We start from the raw sequence: 14,572 nt of genomic DNA, 5'->3' as shown, positions 1-14,572 counted from the left end.
GTGGCGAATGATCGGGCGCCCGGATACTCGGCCGAATCAACACCACCGAGCGCCCGATCATGCCGCACCCTTCCCCGTTGAAAATCCTCCTGGCGATGGCATTTGTCGTCGGTTGCTGGGCCTATTCGCCGACCGGCATCCACATCGGCCTGCAAGCCTATGAACCCGGACATTTGGCGTTGCTGCGGTTTCTTTTGGCCTCGCTGTTCATGGCGTTGATCGCTGCGTTCAAGGGCATTCGCCTGCCACATCTGCGCGATGTGCCGCTGTTGTTCGCTTTGGGATTCTTCGCCGTGAGCCTGCATCACGTCGCACTGAACATCGGCCAGCAAAGCGTCAGTGCCGGCGCCTCCAGCGTATTGGCACAATCGAGCCCGCTGTTCAGCACACTGCTGGCCCGATTCGTGTTCAGGGAACAAGTCAGCGCTTGGCGTTGGGGTTGTGTGTTGCTCGGTTTTGTTGGCGTGGTGATCGTGGTCAGCGGCGATAAGGGTTTGGGGGCTATCGATGTCCATGGCTTGCTGATCTTGCTGGCAGCGATGTCGTGGAGCATTTATTTCGCGCTGCAAAAACATCATGCGCGGCGATACGACGGCTTCAGTCTGGCCTGTTATGCAGTGTGGTCGGGGACGTTGATGCTGCTGATCTATCTGCCAGGGCTGGGGGACACCGTGATGAAAGCGCCGCTGCGGGCGCAATGGGCGGTGTTGGCGCTAGGGGTATTTCCCAGTGCGCTGGCCTATCTGGCGTGGGGATTTGTGCTCAAGCATGTGGATCTGAGCCGGGCGACAATGACGTTGTATCTGATACCGCCGACGGCGATGGGGATTGCGTCGGTTGGTTTGGCTGAGCGGCCGACATTACTGGTGCTGGTGGGGTCGGTGGTGGTGTTGATCAGTGTGTTGGCGTTGAATCTGGAGCGACGGGTTGGGGGTGTTCGGGCGGCGATCTGATCAAGGATTGTTGTTGAAGCAAATGCCGCCATCGCTGGCAAGCCAGCTCCCACAGGGTTCTATGGTGAACATAATTTTCAGGTACATCCGCAGAACCTGTGGGAGCTGGCTTGCCAGCGATGAGGCCAGCACAGCCATCACATTAATCCAAGGCAATCGCCGATCAGCGCCGATCATCCGATAACGGCGTCGGCTCATCCGCCGGCGGCACGTCTTCATCATCCGCCGCCGGATCCTTCCAGTCCTCGGGCCGGTCGGCATCGCTCAGCGGATCCTGACCCGGGGGCATACCCATCGGTGAATCATGATCAGCCAATGTCGGCTCATCGGTTCCGGGCATCGGCCGGGTCGGATCGGTGGGAAGAACGCCACCCTGAAACAGCAAGTCGTTAGCCATGACACACCTCACCAAGGAGGTCCGGAAAACCCGGGCCATATCACTTGGAAGTGCCCCTGTGACCGCCGTGCTATCGAACAGACCAACGGCGATCAACCCTGCGCCGAGAAACGATCACGGCTGTTGGTCAAGTGCAGCCACATCGCTGCCCGGGCTGCATCCGCGTCCTGACGCTTGATCGCATTCAGAATCGCCTCATGCTCCAGATGGGCCAGTTGCCCGAGCTTGCTCAGATCCGCCGCGCCGCGTTCGGCGGCATTCAGCCGGTTGCGCGGGATCATGGCACTGCCCAAGTGCTGCATGATCTCGCTGAAGCAAACGTTGCCGGTGGCTTCGGCAACCAGCAAATGAAAGCGTCGATCCGCTTCGACGCAACTGTCGTTGTTGTCCAGCAAACGTTGATAGTCGTCCAGGGCCTGACGCATCTGCAGCAATTGCTGCTCGCTACGCCGTTGCGCGGCCAATGCGGCGGCTTGGGTTTCCAGGCCCAGGCGCAATTCAAGAATGCTGCGTACACCGAGCGCCGTGTCGACATTCAGGCGCAAGCCCTGCTCCGCTGCGCGCTCGATCACAAACGTGCCGATGCCATGCCGCGTCTCGACCAACCCCGACGCCTGCAATTTGGAAATCGCCTCGCGCACCACGGTGCGGCTGACGCCGTGCTCCTGAACGATGGAATTCTCCGAGGGCAACTTGTCGCCGGGCGATAACTGGCCGAGCAGGATGCTCTGGGTGAGTTTCTCCACCAGGTCATGGGCAAGGTTGTGCGCACGTTTGCGGGCGGGGGCGTCGAGGTCTTCTTGCATGGTCGGTTCCGGTGATCGGGTCTTGCGGATCGTAGCATCGTGCGCACGGCGGTTGGGATTGATTTTAGCGCTGCAACTTGTATGACAACACTCAAATCAACCAACACAATTTCCAGGCTTCTTGACTATTAAACGTGTGCAGCCAAAGAAGCGCTTAGCAGTTCTGAGGCGATAAAACCCAATAAACATTAGGCATGAACGCGAAAAGGAATAAAAAACCGCCCATCCAGAAAAAATTAATCGGCCCTCCCCACTTGTAGGACAAAAAAATGCAGTTGTATGATGTCTATCAACAACGCAGCACCCAGCCCCTACCCCGCATAAAAATAATCAGTGGGAGAAAACCAAGTGAAAACCTCCGTCTCCGGGATGAACGAGGGCGTCGATTCGACACTCGCGTCGGCCATCTCGAAAGTCAAACGCCACGTCCTGCCGCTCTTCGTGATCATGTTCATCGTCAATTACATTGACCGGGTGAACATCGGTTTCGTCCGCACTCACATGGAACATGACCTGGGCATTGGTGCCGCCGCTTATGGCTTCGGCGCCGGTCTGTTCTTCATCGGTTACGCGCTGTTCGAAGTCCCCTCCAACATGCTCCTGCAGAAAGTCGGCGCACGCATCTGGCTGACTCGCATCATGTTCACCTGGGGCCTGGTCGCCGCCGGCATGGCGTTCATCCAGAACGAAACCCACTTCTATGTATTGCGCTTTTTGCTTGGCGTGGCCGAGGCCGGGTTCTTCCCCGGGGTGATCTACTACTTCACCCGCTGGCTGCCCGGCGCTGAACGCGGCAAGGCGATTGCGATCTTCCTCAGCGGCTCCGCCGTGGCCTCGCTGATCTCCGGTCCGTTGTCCGGTCTGCTCCTGCAGATCAACGGGCTGGGCATGCACGGCTGGCAATGGATGTATTTCATTGAGGGGATGTTTTCGGTGTGCCTGTGCGTCTTCGTCTGGTTCTGGCTCGACGCCAAACCCCACGACGCGAAATGGCTGACCCGCGCCGAACAGGACGCACTGGTCAACGCCATCGACGCGGAACAGAAGGCCCGCGAAGCCGCGACGCCGATCCGGCCATCGATGGGCAAACTGCTCAAGGATCGCCAGATCATCCTGTTCTGCCTGATCTACTTCTTCATTCAATTGACCATCTACGCGGCGACCTTCTGGCTGCCGAGCATCATCAAGAAAATGGGCGAGATGAGCGACTTCCAGGTCGGCCTGTTCAACTCGATTCCGTGGTTGCTGTCGATCATCGGCATGTACGCCTTCGCTTCGTTCTCGGCCAAGTGGAAACACCAGCAGGCGTGGGTCGCCACTGCATTGTTGATCGCCGCTGCGGGGATGTTCATGTCCACCACCGGCGGGCCGATCTTCGCCTTCGTTGCGATCTGCTTTGCCGCGCTGGGTTTCAAATCCGCTTCGTCGCTGTTCTGGCCGATTCCGCAGGCGTATCTGGATGCGCGCATTGCTGCGGCAGTGATCGCGTTGATCAACTCGGTGGGCAACCTCGGCGGCTTCGTCGCGCCAACCACGTTCGGTTTGCTCGAAGAACACACCGGTTCGATTCAGGGCGGCCTCTATGGTCTGGCCGCGACCTCGATCATCGCCGCGATCATTGTTTTCTTCGCGCGCACCACACCGAAACCCGCTGCTGAAAATGCCGTGGTCGACGCCGCGCCAAAGCACGCCTGACGTCCATTTTTAAAGATTGCGAATAAGAAGGATAAAAACCATGACTGCACACGACACCGCCAAAGCCCCGATCATCACCGACATGCAAGTCATCCCGGTGGCCGGTCACGACGGCATGCTGCTCAATCTGAGCGGCGCCCACGGGCCGTTTTTCACCCGCAACATCGTTATTCTCAAAGACAACGCTGGCCACACCGGGGTCGGTGAAGTGCCCGGTGGCGAGCGCATTCGCCAGACGCTGGAAGACGCGCGCAGCCTGGTGATCGGCAGCCCGATCGGCACCTGGCAGAAGATCCTCAATCAGGTGCGCCAGACCTTCGCCGACCGCGATGCCGGTGGTCGTGGCCTGCAGACGTTTGACCTGCGCATCACCATTCACGCGGTCACCGGCCTTGAAGCGGCCCTGCTCGACTTGCTCGGCCAGCATCTTGATGTGCCGGTCGCAGCGCTGCTCGGTGAAGGTCAGCAACGCGACGAAGTGAAGATGCTCGGCTATCTGTTCTACGTCGGTGATCAGCGCGAAACCGACCTCGCCTATCGCAGCGAACCGGACGCCGACAATGACTGGTTCCGCGTGCGTCACGAGAAGGCCATGACGGCCGAAGCCGTGGTGCGCCTCGCCGAAGCGGCCCACGCTAAATACGGTTTCAAGGACTTCAAACTCAAGGGCGGCGTGCTCAGCGGCGATGCCGAAATCGAAGCGGTGACGGCGCTGGCTGAACGCTTTCCTGATGCGCGCATCACCCTCGATCCGAACGGTGCGTGGTCACTGAAAGAAGCCATCCGCTTGTGCCGCGATCAACATCACGTTCTGGCCTACGCCGAGGACCCCTGCGGTGCGGAAAACGGCTATTCCGGACGTGAAGTGATGGCCGAATTCCGCCGCGCCACCGGGCTGAAAACCGCCACCAACATGATCGCCACTGACTGGCGTGAGATGGGCCACGCGATTCAGCTGCAGTCGGTGGACATTCCGCTGGCCGACCCGCATTTCTGGACCATGCAGGGTTCGGTGCGCGTGGCGCAGATGTGCCATGAGTGGGGCCTGACCTGGGGCTCGCACTCCAACAATCACTTCGATATTTCCCTGGCGATGTTTACCCACGTTGCCGCTGCGGCGCCAGGCGAGATCACCGCGATCGACACTCACTGGATCTGGCAGGACGGCCAACGGTTGACCAAGGCGCCGCTGCAAATTGTCGACGGTCTGGTGCAAGTGCCGAAAAAACCGGGGCTGGGTGTCGAGCTGGATATGGATCAGGTGGCCAAGGCTCATGAACTGTACAAAGGCATGGGCCTCGGCGCGCGGGATGACAGCGTGGCGATGCAGTTTCTGATTCCGGGGTGGAAGTTCGATAACAAGCGGCCGTGTCTCGTCCGCTGAACCTGATCTCCAATCCACCACTGCCCCTGTAGGAGTGAGCCTGCTCGCGATAGCGGTGTGTCAGTTGATGTAAATGTTGACTGACACACCGCTATCGCGAGCAGGCTCACTCCTACAGGGGGCATTTATTTCAACCAGAGATTTGCAGCAGCCAGTTTTTGAAGGCGAACATCGCCGCTGTTTCATGCCGCGACTGCAACCGCGTCAACCAGTAACTCCCCGTCGTAATCTCAATCGCAAACGGCTGACAAATCGCCTCCGCCGCCAGTTGCCGGGCGAACATCAGCGGCGGCGCCAATGCCACCCCGCTGCCCTGCAACGCCGCTTCCATCATCGCCAGCGATGAATCGAACACGATGCTCTGCGGCGGTGCAGCCTGCGTCGCCAACCCGGCGGCCTGAAACCATTGCGGCCACTCATCGGTGCGATAAGAACGCAGCAGGGTTTGCTGCGACAGATCCCCCGGCGACTGCAATTGCCGAGCGATCTCCGGCACGCACAACACCGACAGCGGCGCCTCAAGCAACCGCGTTGCCTCGATGCCATGCCACGCGCCAGCACCGAAGCGAATCGCGTAATCCAGCCCTTCCGCCGCCACATCCACGCGATTGTTGTTGGTCGACAGGCGCAAATCTATGAGCGGATGTTTCGCCCGGAAATCCGCCAGCCTCGGTAACAGCCAACCCACGGCGAAGGTGCCGACTGCGCCGACGGTCAACATTTCGCGATACTGGCCACCGGCGAGACGCTCGAGCATCTGCGCGATGTGATCGAACGAGGTGCTCAGCACCGGCAGCAAGGTTTCGCCTTCACCGGTCAACATCAGCCCACGGGGCAGGCGTTTGAACAAGGTCACGTTCAGTTGCGCCTCCAGGCTTTTCACCTGATGGCTGACCGCCGCTTGCGTGACGCACAGTTCCACCGCCGCGCGAGTGAAACTCAAGTGTCGCGCCGAGGCTTCGAAGGCGCGCAGTGCGTTGAGCGGCAATTGAGGTCGAATCATGTCCAGTCCCAAATTTTTCTAATGGCTCGTGCGAGTTTTCGTCGTTTGCCGATTGGCGCCGCGCTGACTAGATTGGCGGCGCTGATCAGCCGCCCAACGAATAAATCGTCCGCAGTGTAGCGGGACAACACTATCAACACTCATGGAGAGTGGTTCATTCATGTCATCCATCCAATCGAGCAAAGTCATTTCCTGTGCCACTGTCGGCTTGTTGTTCGGGGCCACCTCGTGCCTGGCCGCGGTACCCAGCGACGCGCAATTGCAAACACTGGTCAACGATGCGGTAACACCGGTGATGCAACAACAGGACATTCCCGGCCTGACCGTAGCGCTGACCATCAACGGTCAGGCGCATTACTTTAACTACGGTGTGGCGGCGAAAGACACCGGGCAAAAGGTCAGCGAAAACACCTTGTTCGAAATCGGCTCGGTGAGCAAAACCTTCACCGCCACCCTCGCCGGTTATGCCCAGGCGACTGGCAAACTCGATCTGTCGACCAAGGCCAGTCAGCTCTGGCCTGATCTGAAAGGCAGCGCCTTCGACAACATCAGCGTGCTGCAATTGGGCACCTACAGTGCCGGCGGTTTGCCGCTGCAATTCCCGGACGACGCGGATTCGTCTGACAAGATGCTCGGCTATTTCCAACAGTGGAAACCGGTATATCCCGCGGGCAGCCATCGCCAGTACTCCAACCCGAGTCTGGGCCTGTTCGGTTATCTGGCCGCGAAAAGCCTCGGCCAGCCGTTTGATCAGGCGATGACACAAAACCTGCTGCCTAAACTCGGTTTGCAGCACACTTACCTCAGCGTGCCTGCCGCGCAAATGGACCTGTATGCGCAGGGCTACGACAAGAACGGCAAACCGGTGCGCGTCACGCCCGGTGCGCTTGACTCGCAGGCCTATGGCGTGAAAACCAGCGCGGTGGACATGCTGCGTTACGTTCAGACCAACCTGAAGCCTGAAACGCTTGAAGCGTCCCTGCAAAAAACCATCGCCAACACCCACACCGGTTACTACACGGTGGGCGACATGACTCAAGGCTTGGGTTGGGAAATGTATCGCTACCCGATCAGCCTCGACCGCTTGCTGGCGGGCAACTCGACGGAAATGGCCATGGAAGCGCACAAGGTGCAGTGGCTGAATCCGCCGCAACCTCAGCCGCATGACGTGCTGATCAACAAGACCGGCTCAACCGGTGGTTTCGGAACTTACGTGGCGTTTGTGCCGAGCAAGGATGTTGGCATCGTGATCATGGCCAACAAGAACTTCCCGATTCCTGAGCGGGTGAAAATCGCCCATACAATCCTCAGCGCTGTCGCTGACTGAAAATCAAAAGATCGCAGCCTGCGGCAGCTCCTACAGGATCGGGTGTTCACTCGGTCAATGTAGGAGCTGCCGCAGGCTGCGATCTTTTTGCAGGCGAAAAAAATGGGCGATCTTGCTGAGATCGCCCATTTTTCAGTGCTCGCTTATGCAATCAATCATCCGGCATTTCCGGCGGCTTGCTCGGTTTCGCAGGCTTGGCAGGTTTGGCGTTTTTGGCACCTTTCGCAGGCTCCGGTTCGGCAGCCGCCGGCGCTTGGGCAGCCGCAGCGGCCGCTTCCTTCTCGGCCATGGGCATGGCGTCGATGGTGTCGAAAATCTTCTTCAGATCCACCGCTTTCGCTTCGTCCCCCGAGGCCGAAAGCTTGGTCTCGCCGTCCTTGCCCACCAGGAACACTTTCGGGTACGCCCCGGCACCCAGTTTCAGCGAGCGCAGCAGCGCCATGGTGTCTTGCTGGCCCAGGTCCTTGCCGTCGAGCTGGCCGGCCATGTTGAGGATGGTGTAGACCTTGATGTTGCGGTCGGCGACGCCCTTTTTGTTGGCGGGATCCTCCAGCGACTTTTTCAAAGCCACCCACACCGGGTCAACAGTGCTTTGTGCGATCACGATCAGCGGTCGGGCGCGGCCCATATCCCCGGCGATGGGCGAATCGTTGTCAGCGGCGAACAAGGGGCCGGCAATCGCCAGCAAGAGTGTCAGGGTCAGTGACCTGATGAGCATGCGCATCTCCTTTTGATATCCACGCTCTAATGATTGCGCATCGTGGCGATTGTTCCGGGACAACCCGGCAAATATCTTCCGCCTAGTCAGAAGCTTAGGACAGGCGCGACATTGCGCAACATATCCGAGGTGATCGCAACGCGGATTTGATTACCTTTTATGACCGCATTAGGGTGGTGGTTCTGCCCATGAAATGGAGTTCACCCCCATGCACATCGATTACCTGTGCGATCACCCCGAATTGATCGAAGAACTGGCCACGCTCAACTTCAATGAATGGGGCGAGTTTCGGCCCGGACAAACCGTCGAACATCGCATCGAGCATATGCGTGAATCCTGTGGCAAAGGTGCAGTGCCCAGCGTGGTGGTAGCGCTTGAGGGTTCGCGACTGCTGGGCGGCGCATTGCTGATTGAAAGCGATCTGAAGCTGCGCCCGAACCTGACGCCATGGCTGGCCGGGGTTTATGTGAAGGCAGAGGAGCGCGGCCGCGGGATTGCTTCGCAACTGGTCAATCGAGTGGTTGAAGAAGCGGCGGCGCTGGGTGTGCGGGAGTTGTATCTGTACACCGACACGTCACAGTCGCTATATGCGCGACTGGGTTGGCAGGTGGTTGAAGAGCTGGTGTACGAGGACTTGCCGGTGACGGTGATGAAATTCACCACTCAGAACGCCAGTTTGTAACCGATCAGCACCAGCATCGTCGCCAGGCACGGGCGCAGCACTTCATCGGAGATGCGTCCGGTCAGGTGACTGCCGAGCCAGATGCCTGGCAACGAGCCGACCAACAGGAACCCCAGCACACCCCAATCCATGTTGCCCATGCTCGCGTGACCAAGACCGGCGACCAGGGTCAGCGGCACGGCGTGGGCGATTTCGGTGCCGACCAGACGACGGGTTGGCAGCAGTGGGTAAAGGATGAACAGCGCGACCGTGCCTAATGCGCCGGCACCGATCGAGGTCAGGGCAACCATGGTGCCGAGGATCAGACCGGTGATCACCGTCAGCACATTCAGCCGCGAACCGCTCGGGTTGTAGTTGCCGCCTGCGCGTTTGTGGGCGAAGTCGAGCAAGCGCTTCTTGAAGAAAATCGCCAGCGCCGTGGCGAACAGCACGAAGCCCAGCGCTTGTTTGATGATGGCGTTCATCGCGTCCGGCGCGGTGTGCAGGGTGCTGAGGAACCACAAGGTCATGGCCACCGCCGGCACGCTGCCGAGGGTCAGCCAACCGGTAATGGCCCAGTCGATATTCTTGTTCTTCCTGTGAACGAGGACGCCGCTGGATTTGGTAATGGCGGCGTACAGCAAGTCAGTACCCACCGCTGTTGCCGGGTTGATGCCGAACCACAGCAGGATCGGCGTCATCAACGAACCGCCGCCGACACCGGTCATGCCGACAATAAAACCCACCACCAGCCCGGCAATCACCAGGCCGAAATTTGCCAATTCCATTAAACCGTCCAGAAAAACGACAGGAAAAATCTGGCCCGCAGCATAGCGATTTTTCTTATAACCACATATATCGATGCGGTCTATCGTTATGCCATATCGCAATCACCATCGCTTTACTGTAGGAGTGAGCCTGCTCGCGATAGCGGTCTATCAGTGATGGATTCAGTGACTGACCCTCCGCTATCGCGAGCAGGCTCACTCCTACAGGGTTAGGTGGTGGATGCAGATTCAGTGCACCCTTCGGCCTGGTTTGAAGCTGTGGGTTTTGTTGATCCACACCGTGGCCAGAGCAATAAGCGACAGAATCAGCAGCGCCCACGGAAACGACATCGCCCCTGCCCGGTCCAGCAGCAAGCCGCCGAACAAGCCGCCACCGGCAATCGCCACGTTCCACGAAGTGGTCAGCATCGCCTGCACCACGTCGACATGCTCGCCTGCCGAGTCCGCCGCCGAGGTCAGCAATAGAGTGGCCGAACCGCCAAACGACAACCCCCACACCGCCATGCACGCATAAATGATCAGAGGCGACGGCGCCGCCAGCGCCAGTACCAATGCCGTCAGCGCAAACACCGCGAGGCTGATCAGCGTCAGCCAGCGCAACCAGCGATCCACCAGCAGGCCGATGATCCAGATCCCGGCCAGCGAACACAGGCCAAATACCAGCAGCACCAGATCGACGCGATCGGCCAGCCCGGCCTGCATCAGAAACGGCGCAATGTAGGTGTAGAGAATGTTGTGCCCGAGCATCCACGCCAGCACCACGAACAGCACCGGCCGCACACCGGGCAGGCGCAGCGATTCGAGCAACGGCAGGCGTTCTTCGCTGGTTTGCCCCGGACGATCCGGCACGGCGATGATGATCCACGCCGCCAGCACCAGGGCCAGCGCCGACATGATCCCGAACGACGCGCGCCAGCCGATCAGATTGCCCAGCCACGTGCCCGCCGGCGTGCCCAGCGACAACGCCACCGGCGTGCCGAGCATGGCAATCGCCAGTGCCCGCCCCTGCTGATGCACGGGCACGATGCCGCGCGCATAACCGGCCATGATTCCCCATGACAGCCCCGCCGCCATCCCGGCGAGAAAACGCGAGGCCAGGGTCAGGCCGTAATGACTGGAGAACGTGGTGACGGTGTTGAACACCAGAAACCCGCCCACTGTCATCAAAAGCACTCGCCGCCGCGGCCAGCCGCGCGTGGCCACGGTCAACGGAATTGCCGCGACAATCGAACCCAGCGCATACAGGGTCACCAGTTGCCCGGCGAGCACTTCGCTGACGTTGAGCCCGGCGCCGATTTGCGGCAGCAGTCCGGCAGGCAGGGTTTCGGTGAGGATGGCGATGAAACCGGTCATGGCGAAGGCCAGTAACGCGGCGTAGGGCAATTTGTCCGCACGGGCGGTGCGGTCGACGCGAGTGAAATCGGCGCTTGCGGGGTCGGTCATGACAGGTGCAGCTCCTTTTGGATCTAGTTTTACTAAAACTTGTATACAAACTTATCGACCGCAACTCTAACCTGTAGGAGCTGCCGCAGGCTGCGATCTTTTGACGTTGATCGTAAAAAAGATCAAAAGATCGCAGCCTGCGGCAGCTCCTACAGGGGTTTTATTGGACGGGTAGGAAATTCAGGAACAGCAAACTCTGCGCGTAGTTAAGGCCGATCCGCCGATAACGCTCATCGAGCATCTGCGTGATCAAGTCCAGTCGCGCAACGATCTTGCCGAACTCGGTGGCGAAGCTCAGGTTGGTGCCCTCCTCCGAGATCTCATTGGAAAACAGCAGTGGCTGGCCAGCGGTGTTCTGCCGTTGCGACAGAATCCACGTGGCTTTTTCGATATTGCGCGCGGCGTTGTGGACGAAGGTCGGGTTAATCGCGTCGGTCATGTAGAACTCGGTGCGATTGCCGTGGGCGGTGACGAGCATGCTGCCGATCGCATAAATAAAGGCGCCGACGCGGTCACCGAGAAACTCCGGGCTCATCGCATAGCTGAGCGCCGCCAGATCCTTGCGATCGCCCAGCACCGGCAGCGGCTGTTGCTGTTCGATGGCCTGGCGCACCTGTTTCACCGCCGCATGGATGTTGAGAAAGCCTGACTTGCGCAGCTCGTCCGGGTTGCGCAGGTACAGCTTGGCTTGCAAGCGGTAAAGACTGTTGAGGTTGTCGCGCATCGCCAGGGTGGCCATGCGGTCGACGCTGGTCTGCAAGAATTCCTGCGGCTTGCCGTCACGCATCTGGTTGAAGAAACCGTTGCCGTCCTGATGGCTGCAACCACTGAACAGCAGCGACGACAAACAGACGAGCAGTACGCACGGACGACGAAAAAAAGGGGCAATCAGATGAAAAGCGCTCGGCATGAATTCTCGATCAGGCACGTTCCTGTGCGGCGGGAGTCACCGCATCCTGGCCATGGATAGAGCCGCCGATTGCGAAAAAGTGCAGTGGTGCGCATGACCAGCCGACCTCCGGCACCTTCGCCACAACCAATTAGTCTGTCTTTATTGTTGAAATAAACGATTAATCAACTATAAATCTTCACTGCACATACAAATAGCATGACTAGTTATCCTGTAGGAGCTGCCGCAGGCTGCGATCTTTTGACGTTGGGTATTAGAAGCAAGATCAACGGATCGCAGCCTGCGGCAGCTCCTACATGGCATCGGCGCCATTTTGAAAACAACAACAAGAAGGAAGGTCTACCATGCTTCAATCCCGTCACCTGCTCTCCGGCCTCGGACTGTCCCTGATGATCGCTACCCTTTCTGCCCAGGCTGCGGGCCTGACCGCTGAACACAAAGCTTTCGGCAAAACCAATGACGGTACGCCCGTCGAGCAATACATCCTGCGCAACAGCCACGGCATGCAAGCCACCGTCATCACCTACGGCGCAACCCTGCAATCGCTGAAAGTCGCCGACAAGCACGGCAAGTTCGACGACGTGGTGCTCGGTTTCGACGACGTGCAGGGCTATCAGAAAGGCACCGCCTACTTTGGCGCAACCATCGGCCGCTTCGGCAATCGCCTGGCCGACGGCGCGTTCGAACTCGACGGCAAGCGCTATCAAGTGCCGCAGAACGACAAGTCCAATGCACTGCACGGCGGCACTCAGGGCTTTGACAAGAAAGTCTGGAAGGCCGAGGAAACCAAGGACAAGGATTCGGTCGGCGTGACCCTGACGTATCTGTCGGCAGATGGCGAAATGGGCTTCCCCGGCAATCTCACCACTGAAGTGACTTATCGCCTCACCGACAACAACGAACTGCGCATCGACTACAAGGCCAGCACCGACAAGCCAACGGTGCTCAACCTGACCAACCACAGCTACTTCAACCTCGCCGGCGCCGGCAATGGCGACATTCTCAAACAGGTCGCGACCCTGCACGCCAGCCATTACACGCCGGTGACGGCCAAGCTGATTCCAACCGGTGAGCTGGCGCCCGTGGCCGGCACGCCGATGGATTTCACCAAACCAACGGCGATTGGCACGCACATCAAGGCGGATCACCCGCAACTGAAATTCGCCGAAGCGAAACAGGGCGGCTTCGATTTCAACTGGGCGCTGGACACCAAGGGCGATATCAAACAAGTCGCCACTGAAGTCAGCGATCCGCAGTCCGGTCGCGTTCTGCAGCTGTTCACCACGGAACCGGGCGTGCAGTTCTACACCAGCAACTTCCTCGACGGCACGGTCAAGGGCAAGGGTGGCAAGGTGTATCCGCACTGGGGCGCGTTCACCCTGGAGACCCAGCACTATCCGGATTCGCCGAATCAAGCGAATTTCCCAAGCACTCGGCTTGATCCCGGGCAGACTTACAGCCACAGCGTGGTGTTGAAGTTCAGCGCGAAATAAAAGCGAAGATCAAAAGATCGCAGCGTGCCGCAGCTCCTACCGTTGAGCGTTTTCCTGTAGGAGCTGCGGCACGCTGCGATCTTTTTGCTTTTTGAACCCCTGAGCTATCCTGCTGCCCACTAAAAGGTATCGTCACTTTCAGATGGGAGGTTTGCATGCGTACCCTTGAATTGGCCGGCGTGCAGGTGCCAGTGATTGGCCAAGGCACCTGGCGCATGGGCGAAGACCGCTCGGCGTACAAGCGTGAAGTCGCAGCCCTGCGCACCGGGATCGAGCTGGGCATGACCCTGATCGACAGCGCCGAAATGTACGCCGAGGGCGGCGCCGAAAGCGTGGTCGGTGAAGCCATCACCGGTCTGCGCGATCAAGTGTTTCTGGTGAGCAAGGTCTACCCGCACAACGCCAGCCGCAAAGGCATCCCGCAGGCCTGCGAGCGCAGCCTGCGGCGGCTCGACACCGACTACATCGATCTCTATCTGCTGCACTGGCGTGGTCAGTATCCGCTGGAAGAAACCGTCGAGGCCTTCGAACGCCTGCGCGAGGACGGCAAGATCGGCCGCTGGGGCGTGTCGAACTTCGATGTAGACGATCTCGAAGAACTCTCCAGTTCGGCCTGCGCGACCAATCAGGTGCTCTACAACCTCGAAGAGCGCGGCATCGAATTCGACCTGTTGCCGTGGTGCCAGCACCAGCACATGCCGCTGATGGCCTACTGTCCGATCGGTCAGGGCGGTGCGATGCTCGCCGAGCCGGTGTTGAAAGACATTGCCGCTCGTCACGGCGTGACCCCGGCACAGGTTTCGCTGGCGTGGATTCTGCGTCAGGATGGCGTGATTGCGATTCCCAAGGCTGTGCGACCCGAGCACGTGCAACTCAATGCACAAGCGGCGCAGCTGCAACTGGAGGCCGGGGATCTGGCGGCGCTGGACCACGTATTCCAAGCGCCACAACGCAAGCAGCGGCTGGCCATGGTCTGAGCCGCTGCCGACTGGCG

Annotated in this window: 14 protein-coding genes; 7 read left to right on the top strand and 7 right to left on the bottom strand. The window is 59.4% G+C overall.

Annotation, left to right across the window (positions count from 1 at the left end):
* The first annotated feature begins 59 nt into the window (after window positions 1-59).
* Window positions 60-953: a DMT family transporter gene (locus ACIPIZ_RS04890; RefSeq protein ID WP_122662041.1), complete on the top strand. Its 894-nt coding sequence runs from the start codon at window positions 60-62 to the stop codon at window positions 951-953.
* A 163-nt stretch (window positions 954-1,116) separates the two neighbouring features.
* Here ACIPIZ_RS04890 and ACIPIZ_RS04885 read toward each other — a convergent pair whose 3' ends face one another.
* Together ACIPIZ_RS04885 and ACIPIZ_RS04880 are read right to left on the bottom strand one after the other, a co-directional pair.
* On the bottom strand, window positions 1,117-1,350 hold the full coding sequence (locus ACIPIZ_RS04885; protein WP_064389208.1) for a hypothetical protein: 234 nt from the start codon (window positions 1,348-1,350) through the stop codon (window positions 1,117-1,119).
* Between the two features lie 92 nt (window positions 1,351-1,442).
* Window positions 1,443-2,156, bottom strand: coding sequence for a FadR/GntR family transcriptional regulator (locus ACIPIZ_RS04880; protein WP_064389207.1), 714 nt, complete (start codon window positions 2,154-2,156; stop codon window positions 1,443-1,445).
* A gap of 348 nt (window positions 2,157-2,504) precedes the next feature.
* Between ACIPIZ_RS04880 and ACIPIZ_RS04875 the strand changes: the two genes are divergently transcribed.
* Entirely contained in the window at window positions 2,505-3,851 is a 1,347-nt protein-coding gene (locus tag ACIPIZ_RS04875) for an MFS transporter (protein ID WP_064389206.1), read from the top strand.
* A gap of 40 nt (window positions 3,852-3,891) precedes the next feature.
* Entirely contained in the window at window positions 3,892-5,235 is a 1,344-nt protein-coding gene (gudD, locus tag ACIPIZ_RS04870) for a glucarate dehydratase (RefSeq protein ID WP_064389205.1), read from the top strand.
* Window positions 5,236-5,365: 130 nt separating this feature from the next.
* On the opposite strand, the gene ACIPIZ_RS04865 is transcribed toward gudD, so the two are convergent.
* Window positions 5,366-6,238 (bottom strand): LysR family transcriptional regulator, encoded by an 873-nt coding sequence (locus ACIPIZ_RS04865; RefSeq protein ID WP_401164352.1) that lies wholly within the window; start codon window positions 6,236-6,238, stop codon window positions 5,366-5,368.
* A gap of 160 nt (window positions 6,239-6,398) precedes the next feature.
* On the opposite strand from ACIPIZ_RS04865, the gene ampC reads away from it, so the two are divergent.
* Window positions 6,399-7,565: a class C beta-lactamase gene (ampC, locus tag ACIPIZ_RS04860; RefSeq protein ID WP_122854315.1), complete on the top strand. Its 1,167-nt coding sequence runs from the start codon at window positions 6,399-6,401 to the stop codon at window positions 7,563-7,565.
* A 151-nt stretch (window positions 7,566-7,716) separates the two neighbouring features.
* On the opposite strand, the gene ACIPIZ_RS04855 is transcribed toward ampC, so the two are convergent.
* Window positions 7,717-8,283, bottom strand: coding sequence for a DUF4174 domain-containing protein (locus ACIPIZ_RS04855; protein ID WP_064389202.1), 567 nt, complete (start codon window positions 8,281-8,283; stop codon window positions 7,717-7,719).
* 208 nt (window positions 8,284-8,491) lie between these two features.
* Between ACIPIZ_RS04855 and ACIPIZ_RS04850 the strand changes: the two genes are divergently transcribed.
* Window positions 8,492-8,965, top strand: a complete 474-nt coding sequence (locus tag ACIPIZ_RS04850; protein ID WP_105704834.1) for a GNAT family N-acetyltransferase — start codon at window positions 8,492-8,494, stop codon at window positions 8,963-8,965.
* On the opposite strand, the gene ACIPIZ_RS04845 is transcribed toward ACIPIZ_RS04850, so the two are convergent.
* The 3 genes from ACIPIZ_RS04845 to ACIPIZ_RS04835 form a co-directional block, all read right to left on the bottom strand.
* Entirely contained in the window at window positions 8,947-9,732 is a 786-nt protein-coding gene (locus ACIPIZ_RS04845) for a sulfite exporter TauE/SafE family protein (RefSeq protein ID WP_253484762.1), read from the bottom strand. The genes ACIPIZ_RS04850 and ACIPIZ_RS04845 overlap by 19 nt on opposite strands.
* 228 nt (window positions 9,733-9,960) lie before the next feature.
* On the bottom strand, window positions 9,961-11,175 hold the full coding sequence (locus tag ACIPIZ_RS04840) for an MFS transporter (RefSeq protein WP_401164350.1): 1,215 nt from the start codon (window positions 11,173-11,175) through the stop codon (window positions 9,961-9,963).
* A 160-nt stretch (window positions 11,176-11,335) separates the two neighbouring features.
* Entirely contained in the window at window positions 11,336-12,085 is a 750-nt protein-coding gene (locus tag ACIPIZ_RS04835; RefSeq protein ID WP_401164349.1) for a hypothetical protein, read from the bottom strand.
* 344 nt (window positions 12,086-12,429) lie between these two features.
* Between ACIPIZ_RS04835 and ACIPIZ_RS04830 the strand changes: the two genes are divergently transcribed.
* Both ACIPIZ_RS04830 and ACIPIZ_RS04825 read left to right on the top strand, forming a co-directional pair.
* Window positions 12,430-13,578 (top strand): aldose epimerase family protein, encoded by a 1,149-nt coding sequence (locus ACIPIZ_RS04830; RefSeq protein WP_064389197.1) that lies wholly within the window; start codon window positions 12,430-12,432, stop codon window positions 13,576-13,578.
* 155 nt (window positions 13,579-13,733) lie between these two features.
* Window positions 13,734-14,555 (top strand): aldo/keto reductase, encoded by an 822-nt coding sequence (locus ACIPIZ_RS04825; protein ID WP_401164345.1) that lies wholly within the window; start codon window positions 13,734-13,736, stop codon window positions 14,553-14,555.
* The last annotated feature ends 17 nt before the right edge of the window (window positions 14,556-14,572 follow it).

Source organism: Pseudomonas sp. NPDC087690 (genome assembly GCF_044743175.1).
Taxonomy (GTDB): domain Bacteria; phylum Pseudomonadota; class Gammaproteobacteria; order Pseudomonadales; family Pseudomonadaceae; genus Aquipseudomonas.
The sequence above is the reverse complement of the archived record's forward strand: the minus strand, read 5'-3'. Positions and strand labels throughout refer to the sequence as shown.

Coding starts and splice junctions, on each gene's coding strand:
- ACIPIZ_RS04835 (WP_401164349.1), bottom strand. CDS start 12,085: ATGCCGAGCGCTTTTCATCTGATTGCCCCTTTTTTTCGTCGTCCGTGC.
- ACIPIZ_RS04850 (WP_105704834.1), top strand. CDS start 8,492: ATGCACATCGATTACCTGTGCGATCACCCCGAATTGATCGAAGAACTG.
- ACIPIZ_RS04845 (WP_253484762.1), bottom strand. CDS start 9,732: ATGGAATTGGCAAATTTCGGCCTGGTGATTGCCGGGCTGGTGGTGGGT.
- ACIPIZ_RS04830 (WP_064389197.1), top strand. CDS start 12,430: ATGCTTCAATCCCGTCACCTGCTCTCCGGCCTCGGACTGTCCCTGATG.
- ACIPIZ_RS04840 (WP_401164350.1), bottom strand. CDS start 11,175: ATGACCGACCCCGCAAGCGCCGATTTCACTCGCGTCGACCGCACCGCC.
- ACIPIZ_RS04885 (WP_064389208.1), bottom strand. CDS start 1,350: ATGGCTAACGACTTGCTGTTTCAGGGTGGCGTTCTTCCCACCGATCCG.
- ACIPIZ_RS04825 (WP_401164345.1), top strand. CDS start 13,734: ATGCGTACCCTTGAATTGGCCGGCGTGCAGGTGCCAGTGATTGGCCAA.
- ACIPIZ_RS04890 (WP_122662041.1), top strand. CDS start 60: ATGCCGCACCCTTCCCCGTTGAAAATCCTCCTGGCGATGGCATTTGTC.
- gudD (WP_064389205.1), top strand. CDS start 3,892: ATGACTGCACACGACACCGCCAAAGCCCCGATCATCACCGACATGCAA.
- ampC (WP_122854315.1), top strand. CDS start 6,399: ATGTCATCCATCCAATCGAGCAAAGTCATTTCCTGTGCCACTGTCGGC.
- ACIPIZ_RS04880 (WP_064389207.1), bottom strand. CDS start 2,156: ATGCAAGAAGACCTCGACGCCCCCGCCCGCAAACGTGCGCACAACCTT.
- ACIPIZ_RS04855 (WP_064389202.1), bottom strand. CDS start 8,283: ATGCTCATCAGGTCACTGACCCTGACACTCTTGCTGGCGATTGCCGGC.
- ACIPIZ_RS04865 (WP_401164352.1), bottom strand. CDS start 6,238: ATGATTCGACCTCAATTGCCGCTCAACGCACTGCGCGCCTTCGAAGCC.